Source organism: Iodobacter violaceini, from assembly GCF_011601265.1.
In the GTDB taxonomy this organism is placed as follows: Bacteria; Pseudomonadota; Gammaproteobacteria; order Burkholderiales; family Chitinibacteraceae; genus Iodobacter; species Iodobacter violaceini.
In genome coordinates this window covers 381,422-399,166 of sequence record NZ_JAAOLX010000001.1, presented here as the reverse complement: position 1 = coordinate 399,166, position 17,745 = coordinate 381,422, and the positions used below count along the sequence as shown (strand labels likewise).

The window sequence follows — 17,745 nt, the reverse complement described above, 5'->3', positions numbered from 1 at the left end:
CTGGATGAGGAAGACTGTTGCAAAGATGTTGAAAGCATTTATGCCTGGGGCTTAACTTAATGATCTGTACTTTCGCTGAAACATGAATCCATGTCTTTACCCAAAATGCATTATCTTTTTTTCATAAGATATTGATTTATTGAGTGAATAAATGCTGATCGGGTCGTTTTGGGGTGGAATATTCAGGTGATATTTACAATATGACGATCATTTAGCTCAGATGCTGAAAGTGGTACTAATTCGCCTACCGGCCAAAGTGAAAATAATGATAAAAAGCGCCCCGCAGGGATGATGTTAATGAGATTAATTTCTTTTTAGCCAGGGTCTGCTTTCGTCGCATGCCTTGTGCCTGGCCGTTTTCCGGCTCAGCGCAATTGTGAATGAAACGTCAACAGACCCTGGCATCTGCCTTTTTTTTAAACACAGGAAACCCGAAGCAAGATGGACCCAGAGCCTCCCGGTTGTTGTTTTAACTGGAATTCACTTTTTAAAATTATTCCGGCATTGCGCGGAAGGCCTCCCCTCGTTTAAAAATTGAGAGGTGTCCTGATGCGCGCTGCCGCTGAAGGATATCGACTCTATGAAGCACCATGAATTATCAAACGCCATTCAGGCTATGCTGCGCCAATACGATAGCCAGGCCTTTGCAAGGCTGGCCCGCAGCACCCCTCTGGCCGATATGGCCGATGTTTTAGAAGCTCATCCCATCGCGCAAATTGCGCAATTGTTGCGAGCGCTTGATCCTGCCGCCCGCTGCGCTTTGTTTGCCCATTTTGCGGCCCCGGTACAAGACAAAATTCTCGCTGCTTTACCTGCAGATATCGTGGTTAATTTGTTTGAGCTGCTGGCTTCAGATAAACGCGCCGATATTTTTAACCGCTTAAATGCAGAAAAAAAAGAGCTGCTGCTGCCTGCGCTGGCCAAGGCAGAGCGCGACGATATTCTGAATCTGGCGTCTTTTCCTGAAGGCTCGGTGGGCTCTGCCACCACTTCTGAATATGCCACAATCACATCGCAGCAGACGGCAGAGCAGGCTTTGCTGTCCTTGCGCCAGGGCGCACCGGATAAAGAAACCATTTATGTGGTGTATGTGGTGAATGAGGGCAGGCAGTTACTGGGTACCGTTTCCTTGCGGGAATTAGTGCTGGCAAGGCCAGAGATGCGGGTGGATGAAATGATGAAAACCAATTCGGTTTTTGCCCGTGCAGAATGGCCAGCCGCAGAGGCTGCTGAACTGATCCGCCGCTATGATTTATTGGCAATACCCGTGCTGGATCAGAATGAGCGCATGATCGGCATCATGACCGTTGATGATGCGATGGATATTGAAAAAGAGCAGGACGCAACGCGCTTGTCTCAGTTTGGCGGTACCGCATCGGGCGGCGGGGCGGATCTTAGTCTGCGTGATTCAAGCATCCGGCAATTATTTAAAGTGCGGGTGCTGTGGCTGATTATCCTTACCGGTTTTGGCATCATCACCAGTACCTTTGTATCGCAGCAGGAAGATTTAATCAGCGAAGTGATTATTCTGGCCGCGTTTTTGGCGCCCATTGTGGATATGGGCGGCAACACCGGCAGCCAGTCTGCCACCCTGGTGCTGCGGGCCATGGCTCTCGGTGAAGTGCGCCTCTGCTGGAAAGACGTCTGGTTTGTGATTAAGCGCGAAATACCTGTGGCTTTGGCGATTGCCATTGTGATTGGTATTCTGGAAACCATACTGGCTTATTTCAGCAAGGACGCAATGAACTTTGACATCCTGATGGTGATTGGTCTGAGCATGATGGTTTGTACAGCCGCTGGCGGCATTATTGGTGCTCTGCTGCCTTTCGGTGCCCGCCTGATGCGTGCGGACCCGGCCACACTGAGCGCACCTTTAATTACCTCAATCATGGATTTACTCGGCGTCTTTATTTACTTTGGCTTTGCTTATGCGTTTCTCGGGCATCTGATCAAGTAATTTAGCCTGCAGTCATTGTTTTACAGGGGGCGCAGCTGCGCCCCCTGTTGTTTTTAAAGAAATCATTCAGGCGGCTGGTTTGGTGGCCAGATCAATCTGGCGCACGCTGCCTGCTCCGCCATGCTCACCAAGCCATACGCTGCTGGCGCGAATCTGGCCAAGTAACTGCTCGTTTTCTTTCATGCCATATTCCGTTTGCACGCTGGCGGTGGCCATGGCACCTACGCCAGCTTGCGCCAGTGTTTGCACCCGCCCGGCAGGCTGATCACCGCTTTGCCAGAGTTTCAGATCTTTATAAGCTGCATCGCCTTCGTCTATCCAGCCATTGTGGTCCTCATCCAGTCTGGCCAAATCATTAAAGCCATTACCGCTTTGCGGGCCAAACAGTTCACTGCCATTATCGGCGATGCCATTCTGGTTTTTGTCTAAAAACAGCAGGCCAGAGCTGGCATCAGGCAGGCGCATGCTTTCTTTTTTGCCATCATTATCTAAATCAAAATCCACACTTTGCTGGCTGAGCTTCGTGGTGGCTGGCCCCATATCAAGCACCAGCGGGTCTTTTAATGTAAGCCACTGTGCCCCCAGTATTTTAGTGCTCTCGCTGCTTTGGGCATTCTGATAAGCAACGTCAAATTGCCGCGTGCTGCCATCTTGCAGGCAAACCTTGCCGCTGGCATTAAAACTGCAGCTCTCGGTGGTTTTGTTGTGCTCAACAGCCAGCACTTGCAGGGTAATGGGCTGCGGCTTGGGTGTGGCCGGGCTGCCGGCACCGGACTCCGCCGCCGTGGATTTGTCCGGGCAAGTGGCCGCTGGCTGGCTGCTGGTGTGATTGCCAAACAGCATTTCCCATAAAGATTGAAAACGCTGCGCCTGGCTTTTATCCACCGCCTGCAAGGCTTCTTCCTGTTTAGCGTCTGTTTGCGGCGCAAAGCGGGCAAGGGCGGATAATTCCTGATTAAAAAACGCTGAAAACGGGGTTTGCGATGGATCTGCCGAAGCGGACCCTTCCGCTATTTGCAAGGATTTCCAGCTTTCGCTGCTGCTGGCCTGATGGCTGGTGAGCTTTAAATCACTCTGCTCGATACGCATGATATTTCCCTTTAGTGAATGCAGAAGGAAAGATGCGATCAGCATGATTTATGCCAGAGGGGATGAGAGGTTGCCCTCTCAAGCAACTTAAGCCGCTTTTCGCAGGGGGAAAACCCGCCGCTTTTATCGTACGTCATAGCAAAATCTGGCGGGCTTCACCTCATGTGCGCCAACTAAAGTCAAAAAGACCTTTTTAGTGCCTTCGGCACGTTGATTTTGGAGCGGTAGCCACCGCGGGGGCCTTCCTTTCTTGAACGGCCAAGAAACGAAGCCAAGCCGCAACCCCAAAAGCACGAAGGTCCCTCACTGCGGATAATCGGCTCGGCGAAAAAGGCTGCTCGCTCGCTGCCTCGCTACCCCTTTTCCGAAACCCCGATCCGCTTGTTCCTCGCTTCGGCGTGCTTCAAGGGGACCCTAAAGCCCCGTGCAAAGAGCGCGTGTATTGCATTTGTCACTGTTTGCGAATAACAAATCATAATTTCAGCTTTTAACTGTTAACGCAGACATAGCTTTGATAAAGGGGGAGACTGCAGCACTAAAATGAAGCTAAAAGTTGAGCCATAGAATGAGTTTCAACCTCCGTGTAACTATTTAATGGTTTTTTTTGTGTACTCACTGATCTTTGTGTCTGCAGATCTTTTGTCTTCTATGGCTCTGTGGGCACAACCCTGTGCCTACCCTGCATTTACCCCCCTGAAAACGCATACTGCTTGCCCATCTGGCTCAGCCCCAGCCCTGCTGATTTATGGATTTTTAGCTGCACGGGGATACGTTCTTTCAGGGCTTCTACGTGGCTGATGATGCCTATCATTTTGCCGCTGGCATTGAGATGGTCGAGCGCGTCGAGGGCGATTTCCAGTGTTTCGCCGTCCAGCGTGCCAAAGCCTTCGTCTAAAAACAGCGAGTCAATCGATGTTTTGTGGCTCACCAGATCAGACAGCGCCAGGGCCAGAGCCAGGCTGACCAAAAAGCTTTCGCCGCCCGATAATGTTTTGGTGTCTCGTGCCACATCGCCTTGCCATGTGTCGATAATCCCCAGCTCCAGCTCACCTGTGCTTTTACGCATCAGCTGGTAGCGGCCATGCAGGCGCTCCAGCTGACGGTTGGCCAGATGAATCAGATGATCCAGCGTTAAGCCCTGTGCAAATTTGCGATATTTTGCACCATCAGCCGAGCCAATCAGGCTGTTGAGGTGCTGCCAGTAATCGAAATCCACGCTCATGGCTGCAATCTCAGCAAACAGTGCTGCCTGGCCGCTGCGCCTTGCATCGTCACCCAGCAATGCCCCGCGAATTTCGCCCTGGCGCTGCGCCAGCTGGCTGATTTCTGCACTGAGGCTGGCCAGCTGCTCATCCAGTTCAGGTATTTCAAGCGTTGTTTTGGCCTCTGCCTGCAGCGGCGTTAAGATTTGTTCCGCGCTGCTGAGCAGGGTGCTGGCACTGATCAGTGCGGTATCGAGCTGCTGTTTGAGCGCACTTAATGCATTGCGCTGATCGTCTTCGAGGCGTGCGGCCATAAATGCCGCTTCATCAGCAAAAGGGCTGGCAGCCAGCGCGGCCAGCCATGCACTGCTGGCGTGCTGCAGCTGCTCCTCATGCTCTTGCCTGCGCTTTTGCAAGGTGATTTCACGGCCTTTTTGCTGATTAATCTGCTCTTGCAGGCGGTTGATCTGCGTGATGCACGCGGCTAGATCAGCTGCTGGCTGAGGTGAGGCGGGCAGGGGGGGCTGTGCTGCCGCGCCCGTATCCTGCCAGCATTTTTGCCAGGTGTTTTTTGCCTCTTCAGCGGCATTGACGGCCTGCTGCTGAACAATTAAATCTTGTGCCAGCTTTTGCAACTGTTGCTGCGCGGCTTGCCAGCCTTGCCATAGTGATTCTTGCGCCTGCAGCCAAGCGTTGCTGTCAGCAGGAAGCTTTTGATCGGGCAGAGAGCATCGCAATGCTTCAGTTTCTGTGCTTATTTGCCCGGCCAGCTTGTTTTTTCTCTGGTTTAAATCTTGCAGATGGGCCTGTGCGTTTTCCAGCTTTTGCGTCAGCAGTTGCAAAGCTTGCTGGCATTCAGCCAGTGCTTTTTCAGCGGCCAGCTTTACTTTTTGCGCTTCGTCCAGCCGCGCTTTAATTTGGGCCAGCTGGTTTAAGGTGGCATCTGCATCCTGCAAGGCTGCGGCGTGTTGCTGGCTGAGTGTGGCTAAATCAGGTGCGGGAGCAGCCAGCTTGCTGCAGAGCTGTTTCCACTGCTCAAGCTGCTCAGCGCTAAGAGCTGCGATATTTTGCAGCTGAGATTCCAGCGCGCTGATTTCTGCTTCCAGCCGGGTGAGATCAAGCTTGAGCGCCTGCCCCTCTTCAGTAAGCTTTTCCAGTTCTGCTTGTTTGGCCTCCATTGCTGCTGTGGTGGCAGAAACATTCAGCGCCTCGTAATCATGAATGGCCGGATGCTCATGAGACCCGCAGAGCGGGCAGGCTTCGCCGGCTTGCAATTGCTGGCGGTAGGCTTCCAGCCCTTGAATGCGTTGTTCTTGCTCCAGCAATTTTTTCTTATCGTTCAGCTGTTGTTTTAAATCGCTGAATACCAGCCTGAGCATTGCCAGCGCCTGCTCTTTCTGGCTTACCATGGTCTGTTTTTCGGCCAGCGTGGTGGCCAGCAGTGCAGATTGCTGCTGTGTTTTTTGGTTGCTGATTTCCAGCTCGGCCAGCTTAGCGATATCTGCGCCACGCGCAAGTAAGCTTTGTTTCTGCTCCCAAAAAGCCGCTTCGTCTTTACCGGAAAGCAAAGCCTGCCATGCCGCTTGTGCGGTGTGTTCTGCCAGCCCAGCCGCCTGGCTTTCTGCTTGCTGGCTGCTGACGCTTAGAATGTTTGCCGCTTGTTGCTCAATCAGTGCCTGGATATTTTGCTGATTGATCTCTGCTTCCAGCTTGCTCATCCCGCTTGCCAGATTATTTAAGCTTAAAAATTGCGCCCGCCAGCCCACCAGTTGCTCGCCCAGTTTTGCGTGCTCGGGGCGCTGGCTGCTGATTAATGCGCTTTGCGCGGCTTGGGTTTGGCTAAGCTGGGCGCGGCTTAGCTGGCTTTGTTGCATCGCCAGCTGCTGCGCCTGCCAGAGTCTCGCCCGGTGTTCTTCAAGTGCGCTGTTTTGCTCTGCGCTTAGCTGCAGCAGCTCTTGCCCGGTCTGGGCGAGTGCCGCTGTGGCCATGCTTAATGTGTTGTATGGCAATTGTAGTTTGGCTGCTGGCTCGCTTCGGGCAAGCTGATCCAGCTGCGGCCGGGCGCTGGCCAGTGCAGCATGGGCTTCTTGCTGGCGGGATTGAGCCTCAGCATGCTGGTGATTGGCTTTACTCAGTGCTTCGCGCCACTGGCGGTTGATTTGCACCTGGCTGAGTTGGCTTTGCAGCGCTTGCCCGGTATGGGCTAAGTCAAATGCTTCCTGGTGTAAGCCGCTGCGCTGCTCTTCGCTCAGCAGCTCTACGCCCGATGCTTTGGCACGCAGCTGATCGAGCGCTTGCTTGCTGCTGCGGGTTTGCTCAAACACAGATTGTGAAATCTGGCCGTAAATATCGGTGCCGGTCAGTTCTTCTAAAAGCTCGGCGCGCTCGTTGGCGGCGGCATTTAAAAAGGCCGCAAAGCCACCCTGTGCCAGCAACATGGATTTGGTAAAACGGCCAAAATCAAGGCCGGTCAGGGCCTCGGTGAGTTTGAGTTTTTCATTAATTTTATCGGAGAGGATTTGCCCACTGGCGTCTGCCAGCTCCACTCTGGGCGCTTGCAATGCGCCGCTGGGCAGATTACGCGCACGGCGCTGGCTCCAGAAAGCACGGTAGCGGCTGCCTTTCACTTCAAACTCGACTTCTGCAAGGCAATCGCTGGTGTGGCGGGTCATCAGTTCATTGCTGCTGGCCGAAATACTGCTCATGCGCGGCGTTTGATGATAAAGCGCCAGGCAGATGGCATCCAGCAGGGTGGTTTTACCTGCGCCGGTGGGGCCGGTAATGGCAAACAGGCCGTTATCTTTAAAGGGCGCGGCGGTGAAATCGATTTTCCACTCGCCTTTTAAAGAGTTCAGGTTTTTTAAACGCAGGCTAAGCAGCTTCATGCCTTGCCCTCCTGCAATAGGGTGATGGTTTGTGCATAGCGTTTTTCCAGCTCAATCAGGAGTGGCGCTTCGATTTCTTCGCTGGCGATGCGCTGGGCAAATACATCGGCAGGGCTCAGCTCGGCCAGCGTTTCCTTGCTGTCTGCTTGCCAGGTGCTGGCCGCATTGCCGCGCTCTCTGCGGATGCGCAGCACTTCTATTTGCGTGTCTTTTGTCAGCCCTTCTATGCGGCTTTGTAAGTCGCTAAGGTAATCATCGCTGCTGACCAGCACTTCCAGCCAGATTGATTCGTTTTTTTCGAGAGAGCTGATGGCTAATTCCAGCTCAGCCAGATTGCCGCGCAGTGAGATCAGTTGCTGAGAGCGGGGGATGGCGAGCGGCTCAACCGCTTGCAGGCCCTGATGATCTAAGCTGACCAGCAGCACTTCTTTGGCCTGCTTAGCTTCATCAAAGCTCAGTGGAATCGGCGAGCCGCAGTAGCGGATATGCTCAAAGCCACCTACTTTTTGCGGGCGGTGAATATGCCCCAGCGCAATATAGTCAGCAGGTGGAAAGGCGCTGGTGGGGAAGGCTTCCAGCGCGCCAACATAAATCTCCCGCACCGATTCACTGGCGCTGGCACCAACTGTGGTGAGATGGCCGGTGGCGATAATGGGCAAGGCAGGCAATCTCAGCTCGTTTCGCACAGCTAATGCCCGCTGATACAGCGTTTGATAGTGCTGAAAAATACCTGCTTGCAGGCTGAGCTGCTTTTCATCGCCGCTTTGCCCCGCTACGCTTTGCTGCACATCGCGCGCACGGATAAAGGGTATCGCACATAAAACCGCCCCGGCGCTGCCGTCTTTTTGCCTGAGCAGCAAAACCTGTTCGCCAGCATCCGCTGCCATGCCAGGAATCACGCTGGTGTTCAGCTCAGCAAGCAGCGATTTGCTTTCGCCTAAGGTGGCAACCGAGTCATGATTCCCACCCAAAATAATCAGCCTGGCGCCGGTTTTGCTGAGGGCCACAATAAAGTGGTTGTAAAGCTCGCGGGCATAGCTGGGCGGCGATCCGGTATCGAAAATATCCCCGGCCACCAAAATAGCGTCGGCATTGTGGGTAATCGCAGCGGCCAGCAGCCAGTCTAAAAAAGCCTGATGCTCAGCCTGGCGCGTCTTGCCCATAAAATGCTGGCCCAGATGCCAGTCCGAGGTGTGGATGATTTTCATGTGGGGGAGTGGTCATTCAGGATGAGGGGATTATGAAGGCTGGCGGAGAGGGTGTCTTGCTTACCGGCGCTAAAACCCAAATCTTGAACCACGGAGAATACAGAGGACACAGAGAAAACCGGTCGTTTCCTCTGTGCTCTGCGTGTTCTCAGTGGTTCGGGATTTTGCTCCCGGACATCAGCAAAGTATTTCGGCAGCCTCTTGGGGCTGATCAATAACCGGGCTTAGATTATGCGCCCGCCGCGCCTTATTACATTGCTCATCCCCAGCCATGACTTCTTTACACGTGCTTGAGCGCTGCTCATAGATGCTGCAGCTGACCGCTTCACCTACTTTTCCTGTGAGTGCCACGCAGCGGCTGGGGTGCTGGTCTGTGCCGCGCATGGCAACATAAACAGAATGGATGGGGATGGTTAAGCGGGCTGGCACGCTGCCGCCCTGTGCAGCATCGCTTTCACCCCAATAGAATGAAACCCGGAAATGGGCGCAGCATGCGCCACAGCTTTGGCAATGATCGCTCATGGTTGTATTTGAGTCTGCTGATCAGATGATAATGGTTGTCAGGTTTTAGACAGTGTATTGTGGATTAACTTTAATAGGTGAAATTTAAAATGCCCAAAATAATACAAAAAAAGGATTTACCCGTGCAAGCCTGGAAAAACGGCGGGGGAATAACGTCAGAGATTGTTATTTTTCCGAAAGACGCATCGCTGGATTATTTTGACTGGCGTATCAGCATGGCCACGATCGGGCTTGACGGTGGCTTTTCAGAATTTGCAGGCGTTGACCGCAGCCTGGCTATTGTGGCGGGGAAGGGGGTAAGCCTGCAATTTGGCAAGGGCGGGCCGCAGACTCTGATGCCCCAAGATCAGCCGCTGCGTTTTGCCGGCGAGGCTAAGGTGCATGCCCGTCTGCTGCAGGGCGAAGTGATTGATTTTAATGTGATGACAAGGCGCAGCAGCTATCGCCATTTATTGCGCCAGCAGGTATTTAGCCAGCCGGAAACCTGGGTTTTTTCGGGTGAAAGTGGCCTCTTATTTTTGGCCGGAGGTGAATCTTTTTTATGCCAGAAGGGCGGGCAGCAGTTTGTTTTAAAGGCGATGGATAGTTTGTTCTTAAGTGCAGATGATGCAGGTGAATGGCTTTTGGTGCCTTATGGGGAGGTGTGTCTCTTTTTTACTGATTTTAATAAAGTGTGATTAAGCGTTTAAATCAATATCCTAATAAGCAATTATGCTTACAATAATTTATGTATTTACTTTCTATTTAATTGAATTTTCCTTTCTTGATTATTTAAATATGTTTATTTAAATAAATCATAAGCACATAATGATGTTCTAATTTTTTAAGTATTACTAATTGGAGCTGACTTATGCGCATTAAAAAAGTAATAAATAAGCGAAGTACGCAGGCTGGCGTATTGGCAATTGCTCTTGCCAGCATCATGGCCGCATGCGTGACAACGGGAGGCGAAAGCACGGCAGAGTCTGCCCCGCCACCCGCTGCCAGCCAGCAGGGTCAATCAGAGCATGCCCCTGTTCTGGGTGAGCAGCCCAGCTATCCGTTTGGCCTGCCGCCACAGGCCGGGGCAAAAGGATTGCCTGATCATCCACAGGTATCAGCCCTGCAAAAAGGCGTGGCGGCAGCGCCGCTTTATGCAGAATGCGATCAGCGATTATTTTCTTTATCGGGCGCGGCACTGGCCAGCTATGTGGCGACGGTAGAAGGGCGCTGTATTAACCGGCTTTTTGAGGCCGATGCGGCAACTTACCCGGTGATCTCGGCTGCAAATATGCAGGCCGTAGCAAAAGAAGCCCGCTTGCGCGCACGCCAGTGGAATCCGGCCAAGCCCAATGGCCTTTGGCCTCTGGCCACATTTTTAAAAGCGGGTTATTTCACCCAGTACAGCCATGCCAGAGAAGTGGGCGAATACGGGCGCACAGTGGATCAGCCTGTGATGCAGGTGGTGAGCGCGCTGGCAGATAACCCGGCGATCTGGTTAAACCCTGCAGAGGATGAATCTCTGTCCAGTGAGGCATGGGAGCGCCAGAATGATGCGCGGCAAAGTGTCAGTGAAACCATGATTCTGGCCGATTCGGTGCGCCAGCCTGAATATGCCTTGCCATTGCTTAGCGCTTTTTTTGGCCGTTATCAGGGGCAGTTTAAGCAAAGCTATGCTCAATACGCTTTGCATCCTATGCAAACCACTTTGTTTAATTTGCACGGGCAGAGTGGCTTTGATCAGAAAGCAGAATCAGGCCAGCTTGATGGTTTGGTTAAGTCTCTGGCGGCTATTGTGCGCCAGGGCAGCTCTGCTTTTGCAGATGAGCAGATGTTTTTAAATACACTGCGTGAAACCGGCCGCTTTATGCTTTACCCAAGAACCTCGCCACTTGCCGAGCCTGCTGTGGCGCAGCATCTGAATTCAGAGCGCTATTCTGCGGCTTGGGCCGAGGCGGTTTATGCGCTGAAAAAAATCGCCAAAGTGCCTTGCGATCGTTACAACATTTGCAATGCCGAAGCCGGGCTGAAAGCCCGCTTATTTCCTAATCGCTGGTCATTTGATAATGGCAATCTGGTTTTTGAAACGCCGCTTAGCCGCAAGCAGGTAGAGCCGCTTTATTACGCCATGAAGCAGGTTGAGGCGCAGCTTAAGCGGGTAAGTGGCGTAAGCCAGCCGGTAAAAGATGATCCGAATGCACGTTTACGTATGGTGATTTACGGTACAAAAACCGATTACGGCCGCTATCAGGGCTTACTCAATGATTTATCTGCCGATAACGGGGGTATTTATATTGAAAACGGCGCTACTTTTTATACCTTTGAGCGCACCAGCCAGGAAAGCACGCTGTCTTTAGAAGAGCTGGTCCGCCACGAATATGTGCATTATTTATCCGGCCGCTTTATTCAGCCGGGCATGTGGGGCTCCGGCGAATTCTTCCGCGACAGCCGCCGTATGCCCTGGTATGACGAAGGCTTTGCCGAGTTTATGGCGTGGAGCACCTCGCGTGAGGGCATTAAAGTTCGTGGCCATGTAGTGGATGTGGTAGCGAATAACTGGCCAGCCAGTTTTCAGACTCCCGCGCAAATTATGCGTTCAAGCTATAGCGATGGCTGGGATTTCTACAGCCATTCGGCACTGTGGTTTTACTTCTTGCATCGCAATGAGCCGGGCATTCTGGCCGATGTATTGCAGCAATTGCGTAACGATGATGTAAAAGGCTTTGATGCACTGGTGAAACGCCTCGGCGCTGATACGGCTTTAAGTGCCCGCTTTAAAGAGTTTGTCGCGCAGCAAGTTGCATTGCAAAAGGCTGGCCAGCTGGGGGATACCTCTACTATCGAGGGCCAGGACTGGCTGGCGCAACCGGCATGGCAGTTAAGTGATGTGGCGCATATTCAATCCTTAATGGGCAAAGCGCTGCCGCTGGCCTGCCGCATATGGGCAGAGGGCGCGGGCAGCGAGCTGCGCCGTTTTGAATGCACAGGTCAAACTGCTATTCGTGCCAGTACGCTGACAGAAGCGCATCAGGAAAGCGATGTCTTACTAAATAATGCACTGAAAAACCTGCAAGGCAGCGCCAATAATATGCTGGCGGTTAACTGCTTTGCCAGTGATTATCAGCTGGATGCGCATCGTGCCGCGCTGCGCTGCGAAGGCCCGCTGGCCAATGGCACGGGGCCAGCACCAACGGCTGTACCTGTTGCACCGCCAATCCGCCCGACTGCAACGCCTGTGCCAACCAGCCCGCCAGTCCGCCCTACTGCGGTGCCAACGCCGGTCAGCCCGCCAACGCGGCCTTCTGCAGTGCCAACTACGGTGCCCACCCTGCCACCAGTTAATCCCAATAATCTGGCCTTGTTACAAACGCGCTTTAGCAGTGCAGGGCGCTGCCTGCGGGTTACCCTGGCCGCTAATCAGCAGGTTGATCGCTTTGTGCTGCTGAATTCAGCCAGGCTGGGGCGGATTAATTTTGCTGAATATGGCAGCTTCACTTACCACCGCGATGCCGGTCAGGCCGGGCTGGCAGACAGCATTACTGTTCGCCTGCAGCGCGGTACGCAATTTAAAGATATCCGGGTGGTGCTGGATGCAAAACCTGTGAACCAAAGTGAAGAGGCCTGCTGGGCCGGGGCTTAAGCGTATTGGATGAAATCAGGGCAGCTGCTGCCCTGGTTTTATTTTTTATTGCAGGGCAGGCCTTGGCAGACCGGCGTTTATTCTGGGTCTTATTACCAGAAACAGCCTTGCTGATTAGAAAACATCAGGGCTGTTTTTAGCCCTCGATATGGGTATTTACTGGTTTTAACTACTTGTAATAAAAGATTTTTTACCGCTTTGTAAATGCCTCTTAAGCAAGGGCTCTGAATAAGACCATGGCCGTGCTTCAGCAAACTCATGGCTTTTTTCTGGCTTGACAGCCCACCGCTGCACGGCCGAAGATGCGCTCACTATGATGAATCTGATCCGCGCTTTTTCTTATTATTATCTGGCCTGCCCACTGGCAGCCCGATGGTTCGCGTTCATCTGAAACACACAGATTAAAGCATCCAAGGCCGCCAAATCAGGCGGCCTTTTTGCATTTATGGCCCGCCTGATTTGCTGGTTCCTTAGCTCAAAAAAATAAAGGACCACATCATGACTACTCGCTCTAACTGGGGCTCTAAGCTGGGATTTATCCTTGCCGCAGCAGGCTCGGCCATTGGCCTTGGGGCTATATGGAAATTTCCTTACGTGACGGCCATGAATGGCGGTGGCGTGTTTTTACTGCTGTTTTTATTCTTTAGCTTCACCCTGGGTCTTGCCCAGATGGTGGTGGAATTTACCCTGGGCCGCAGCGCGCAAACCGGCCCGGTAGGGATGTTTCGTAAGCTGGCGGGTAAATCCTGGCCGCTGATTGGCATGATGGGGATTTTCGCAGGCTTTGTGCTCTACAGCTTTTACAGCGTAGTGGGCGGCTGGACGCTGGCGTACCTTGCGCTGGCCATGGATGGCTCGGTGCTGACTACCGACACCAAGGTGCTAAAAGATACTTTCGAGCATTATGTATCTAATCCTTTCTGGCCGATTCTGACCCACGGCGCTTTTGTGCTGGCAACGCTGGGCATTGTGATTGGCGGTATTGAAAAAGGCATTGAGCGCGCCAGCAAATTGCTGATGCCCGGCCTCTTTATCATCATGCTGATTCTGATTGCCCGCTCTTTGACGCTGCCAGGCGCATGGCAGGGCGTGGTGGCCTTCTTTGCCCCTGATTTTTCAAAGCTAACACCTGCTATGGTGGTCGATGCCCTTGGCCTTGCGTTTTTTTCCTTGTCTTTGGGCACGGGCGGCATGATTGCTTACGGCTCTTACGTTAAACAAGAAACACCGGTATTGCACTCGGCAGCCTGGGTGGTAGGCCTCTCTTGTACCGTAGCGATCTTGGCCGGGCTGATGATTTTTCCTGCGCTGTTTGCCTTTAAGCTGAACCCTGGTGCAGGCCCTGGCCTGACCTTTATGACTATGCCGGTGGTGTTTGCCAGCCTGCCCTTCGGCCAAATCTTCGCCATCGCCTTCTTTGCCCTGCTCTCGGTGGCCGCGCTGACGTCATCTGTTTCGATGCTCGAGCTGATCGCCACATTATTTCTGGATGAATATAAACTGCCACGCCGCAAAGTGATTCTTTGTTTATCGCTGGCGGTTTTCCTCTGTGGCATCCCGGCATCGCTGTCTTTTGGCCCTTGGGCAGATGTGAAATTCTTTGGTAAAACTATTTTTGACCTGATGGATTACAGCGTATCCAATGTGATGATGCCGCTGGGGGGCATCGGCGTGGCGCTGTTCGCAGGCTGGCGCGTATGGCCGTTATTGGAAGAGCACTCTGGCCTTGCTGGCCTGCCACTCCTGGGCCTGAAATGGAGCTGCCGCGTCATCGCGCCTTTATCCATTGCGGTGATTTTGGTGAAGAATCTTTGATATTAATTTGCAAACTCTAAAATCAAGATAAATACCCAAACCCTGAAATACGGCGTTTCACGTAGAAAAACAGGCGCAAATTAAAGCGTTTAAATGGGTTTTAACATTGTTCAAACTCAGCAATTTGAATTTTGAGCATTACTCTTGGCATGGGGCTTAAATCACCCCCTGAAAACACGCTTCGCTCCGAACAAGCGGGGTGGGGTAGTCGTCAATTCGTGTTTGAGCGAAGCGAGTTGACACAACGCCACTGTCCGCAGCGAGGGGCCTTCGTGCATTTGCGGTTGCGGCTTGGCTTCGTTTCTTGGCCGCGCAAGAAAGGAAGGTCCAGCGGGACGCCCGCACCTAAATACCGTGCTGAAGGCACTTAAAAGACCTTGTTTTAGATTTGTTGAATGCTTACAGGCTGTAACTAGCCCCGAGGCCTATTTAATTAATAAACGCAGGATGTTTTATGACAACACGTAATGCTTGGGGCTCGCGTTTGGGCTTTATTCTGGCTGCGGCTGGCTCTGCCATTGGGCTGGGGGCAATCTGGAAGTTTCCTTATGTCACGGCCATGAATGGTGGCGGGGCGTTTTTGCTGTTGTTTCTGATTTTTAGCTTTACCCTGGGCCTCGCGCTGATGATGGCCGAGATTGCCCTGGGCCGCTCGGCCGCCAATGGCGCGGTGGGCGCGTTTAAAAAAGTGGGTGGCAAGCACTGGGCGCTCCTGGGCCTGCTTGGCGTAATTGCAGGCTTTGTGCTGTTTTCATTTTATAGCGTGGTGGGCGGCTGGACTTTTGCCTACCTTGGCAAGGCCATGGATGGCAGCGTACTCAGTGCTGATCCAAAAGCATTAGAAGCGATGTTTGGCAGCTTTGTATCTGATCCGGTGAAGCCCCTGATTACCCACGCGCTGTTTACGCTGGCCACTTTGGGCATTGTGCTGGGCGGCATCGAGAAAGGCATAGAGCGGGCAGGCAAGGTGCTGATGCCGGCGCTGTTTATTATTATGCTGATCCTGATGGTGCGCTCTTTAACACTGCCTGGCGCATGGGCCGGAGTGGTGCAGTTTTTAGCGCCAGACTGGAGCCGCGTTAATCCGGCTATGGTGGTGGAAGCGCTGGGGCTGGCGTTTTTCTCGCTGTCTTTGGGCGTGGGGGCGATGGTGGCTTATGGCTCTTATATGCATTCCAGCGAAGAAATTCTTTCAGCATCGCTGTGGGTGGTGTTTTTGGCGGTGATGATTGCGCTCTTAGCCGGGCTGATGATTTTCCCTGCAGTGGCGGCTTTTGGCTTAAACCCGGCGGCGGGGCCAGGGCTCACCTTTATGACCATGCCGGTGGTGTTTATGCATCTGCCCTTTGGTCAGCTGTTTGCGATTGCCTTTTTTGCCCTCCTGGCCACTGCAGCCTTGTCTTCATCAGTGGCGATGCTGGAATTAATCGCTATCTGGTTTATTGACGATTTAAAACTGCCGCGTCGCCCTGTATTGACCGGCATCGCGCTGGCCGTGTTTCTCTGCGGTATCCCGGCATCCTGGTCGTTTGGTATCTGGTCTGATGTGCGCATCTTTGGCAAAAGTGTTTTTGATGCAATGGATTACTTTGTATCCAATCTGGCTATGCCTGTGGGCGGGATAGGCTTGGCGCTGCTGGCGGGCTGGAAGGCAGGCGACACGCTGGTGGATGAAGTGGGCCTGCAAGGCTGGAAACGGCAGGCATGGCTGATTACCTGCCGCTACCTTGCGCCTGTGCTGATTACCACGGTGCTGGTGAAAAATCTGTAAACACTTGCTGCAATGCAAAATTGCTACTTGACGGCCTCACGGCTTACAAGGCATTCTAAAAGCATGAATACAAAACAGATCAATTCCTTTGCAGGCTGGTGGCGCTTCTAATTTGAGCGGCACCATTGATCTATGGGGCCGCCGAAAGGGCGGCCTTTTATTTAGCTCGCGCATTCGGTGGCAGATTTATTTGGCAAATGGCTTTTATATTTGCCGCTACCAGGAAATAGCGCATGTCTCGTTCGCAATGGAGCTCTAAACTCGGCTTTATTCTTGCCTCTGCAGGGGCAACGGTCGGTTTGGGATCAATCTGGAAGTTTCCCTACGTCACGGCCATGAATGGTGGCGGTGCCTTTCTGCTTATTTTTATTCTGATCACTTTTACCCTTGGTATTGCGCTGATGCTGGCCGAAATCGCGATTGGCCGTGCTGCCGCGTGTGGTGCTGTGGGGGCGTTTAAAAAGCTGGGCGGCAAGGGCTGGTCGGCCGTCGGCTATATCGGCGTGTTGTGTGGGCTGACCGTGTTTTCTTTTTACAGCGTGGTGGGCGGCTGGACGATCGGCTATCTGCTGCGTGCCATCGATGGCCGCGTCATGAGCAACGATCCCAAGGCTCTGGGCGCTTTATTTGGGCAATATGTTTCCAGCCCGGTTGAGCCGATTATCACCCATGCCCTGTTTGCCCTGCTTACCCTGATTGTGGTGATGTCCGGCATTCAAAAAGGCATAGAGCGAGCAGGCAAGATACTGATGCCTGCCTTATTTTTGCTGATGCTGGGTCTGATTGTCCGCTCTCTCACTTTGCCGGGAGCAGGGACTGGCGTGCTGGCGTTTTTAGCGCCGGATTTCTCTAAAGTAAACTCAAAAATGCTGGTCGATGCGCTGGGCCTGGCTTTCTTTTCGCTATCAGTAGGCGCGGGCTGCATGCTGGCTTATGGCTCCTACCTGGGGCGTGATGTGAAGCTCACCAATGCCGCAATGTGGGTCACCGGCTTAACCACGATGACCTCCATTCTGGCTGGCCTGATGATTTTCCCGGCCATTACCGCCTTTGGCCTAGATGCCGCAGCAGGCCCGGGCCTTACCTATATGACCATGCCGGTGGTGTTTAACCATCTGCCTTTTGGCCAATTTTTTGCCACGGCTTTCTTTGCACTGCTGCTGGTAGCGGCGCTTACCTCATCGGTATCTTTGCTGGAGCTGGTGGCGGTGTACCCGATTGATGAATGGAATCTGCCACGTAAAGCCACCACCGGTGTGATTACTCTGCTGGTGTTTCTTGCAGGCGTGCCAGCCTCGCTCTCCTTTGGTGTGCTGGGCGAATACAAATGGTTTGGCCGCAATGTGTTCGAGCTGATGGATTACAGCGCATCCAATATCCTGCTGCCGCTGGGTGGCATTGGCACGGCACTGTTTGCAGGCTGGAGAATCTGGCCCGTAATCGAAGCCGAGCTGGAGCTCAGCCCTGTTTCAAACTGGGGAATGAAGTGGATGTGCCGCGTAGTGGCCCCGGCGCTGATTGCTTTGATTCTGGTTTACAACTTGTAAGGAGCGGGTTGCAGACTGATTAATCAAGTAAACGAATCCGTCATCCCCGAGTGAATTTATCGGGGATCCAGTTCAGTGCATGATGGATCAATCTATGCAGGTTTTATGGTTTGGATAACCTTACCGTTTA

The 17,745-nt window shown here is 52.9% G+C and carries 10 protein-coding genes; 6 read left to right on the top strand and 4 right to left on the bottom strand.

Translation table 11 applies throughout. The features are described from left to right. Nucleotides 1-580 precede the first annotated feature (580 nt). Nucleotides 581-1,957 (top strand): magnesium transporter, encoded by a 1,377-nt coding sequence (gene mgtE, locus HA050_RS01690; protein WP_166821248.1) that lies wholly within the window; start codon nt 581-583, stop codon nt 1,955-1,957. Nucleotides 1,958-2,023: 66 nt separating this feature from the next. On the opposite strand, the gene HA050_RS01685 is transcribed toward mgtE, so the two are convergent. The 4 genes from HA050_RS01685 to HA050_RS01670 all read right to left on the bottom strand — a co-directional run bounded on the left by HA050_RS01685 (nt 2,024) and on the right by HA050_RS01670 (nt 8,863). Continuing rightward, nucleotides 2,024-3,046 carry an SPM autocatalytic domain-containing protein gene (locus tag HA050_RS01685; protein WP_166821246.1) on the bottom strand — a complete coding sequence of 341 codons (1,023 nt, stop codon included), beginning with the start codon at nt 3,044-3,046 and terminating at the stop codon, nt 2,024-2,026. A 685-nt stretch (nt 3,047-3,731) separates the two neighbouring features. After that, on the bottom strand, nt 3,732-7,133 hold the full coding sequence (gene sbcC, locus HA050_RS01680) for an exonuclease subunit SbcC (protein ID WP_166821244.1): 3,402 nt from the start codon (nt 7,131-7,133) through the stop codon (nt 3,732-3,734). Next, a complete protein-coding gene (sbcD, locus tag HA050_RS01675) occupies nt 7,130-8,341 on the bottom strand; it encodes an exonuclease subunit SbcD (protein WP_166821241.1) in 1,212 nt (403 codons plus the stop codon). The genes sbcC and sbcD overlap by 4 nt, the downstream gene beginning before the upstream one ends. A 177-nt stretch (nt 8,342-8,518) precedes the next feature. Beyond that, a complete protein-coding gene (locus HA050_RS01670) occupies nt 8,519-8,863 on the bottom strand; it encodes a YkgJ family cysteine cluster protein (protein ID WP_166821239.1) in 345 nt (114 codons plus the stop codon). Between the two features lie 122 nt (nt 8,864-8,985). Between HA050_RS01670 and HA050_RS01665 the strand changes: the two genes are divergently transcribed. The 5 genes from HA050_RS01665 (at nt 8,986) to HA050_RS01645 (ending at nt 17,615) form a co-directional block, all read left to right on the top strand. After that, nucleotides 8,986-9,540 (top strand): HutD/Ves family protein, encoded by a 555-nt coding sequence (locus HA050_RS01665; protein ID WP_166821237.1) that lies wholly within the window; start codon nt 8,986-8,988, stop codon nt 9,538-9,540. Between the two features lie 173 nt (nt 9,541-9,713). Beyond that, nucleotides 9,714-12,482, top strand: a complete 2,769-nt coding sequence (locus HA050_RS22275) for a collagenase (RefSeq protein WP_166821235.1) — start codon at nt 9,714-9,716, stop codon at nt 12,480-12,482. A 498-nt stretch (nt 12,483-12,980) separates the two neighbouring features. Beyond that, nucleotides 12,981-14,297, top strand: coding sequence for a sodium-dependent transporter (locus HA050_RS01655; RefSeq protein WP_166821232.1), 1,317 nt, complete (start codon nt 12,981-12,983; stop codon nt 14,295-14,297). A gap of 454 nt (nt 14,298-14,751) precedes the next feature. Beyond that, nucleotides 14,752-16,068 (top strand): sodium-dependent transporter, encoded by a 1,317-nt coding sequence (locus HA050_RS01650; RefSeq protein ID WP_166821229.1) that lies wholly within the window; start codon nt 14,752-14,754, stop codon nt 16,066-16,068. Between the two features lie 233 nt (nt 16,069-16,301). Continuing rightward, nucleotides 16,302-17,615 carry a sodium-dependent transporter gene (locus HA050_RS01645; protein ID WP_166821226.1) on the top strand — a complete coding sequence of 438 codons (1,314 nt, stop codon included), beginning with the start codon at nt 16,302-16,304 and terminating at the stop codon, nt 17,613-17,615. Nucleotides 17,616-17,745: the final 130 nt, after the last annotated feature.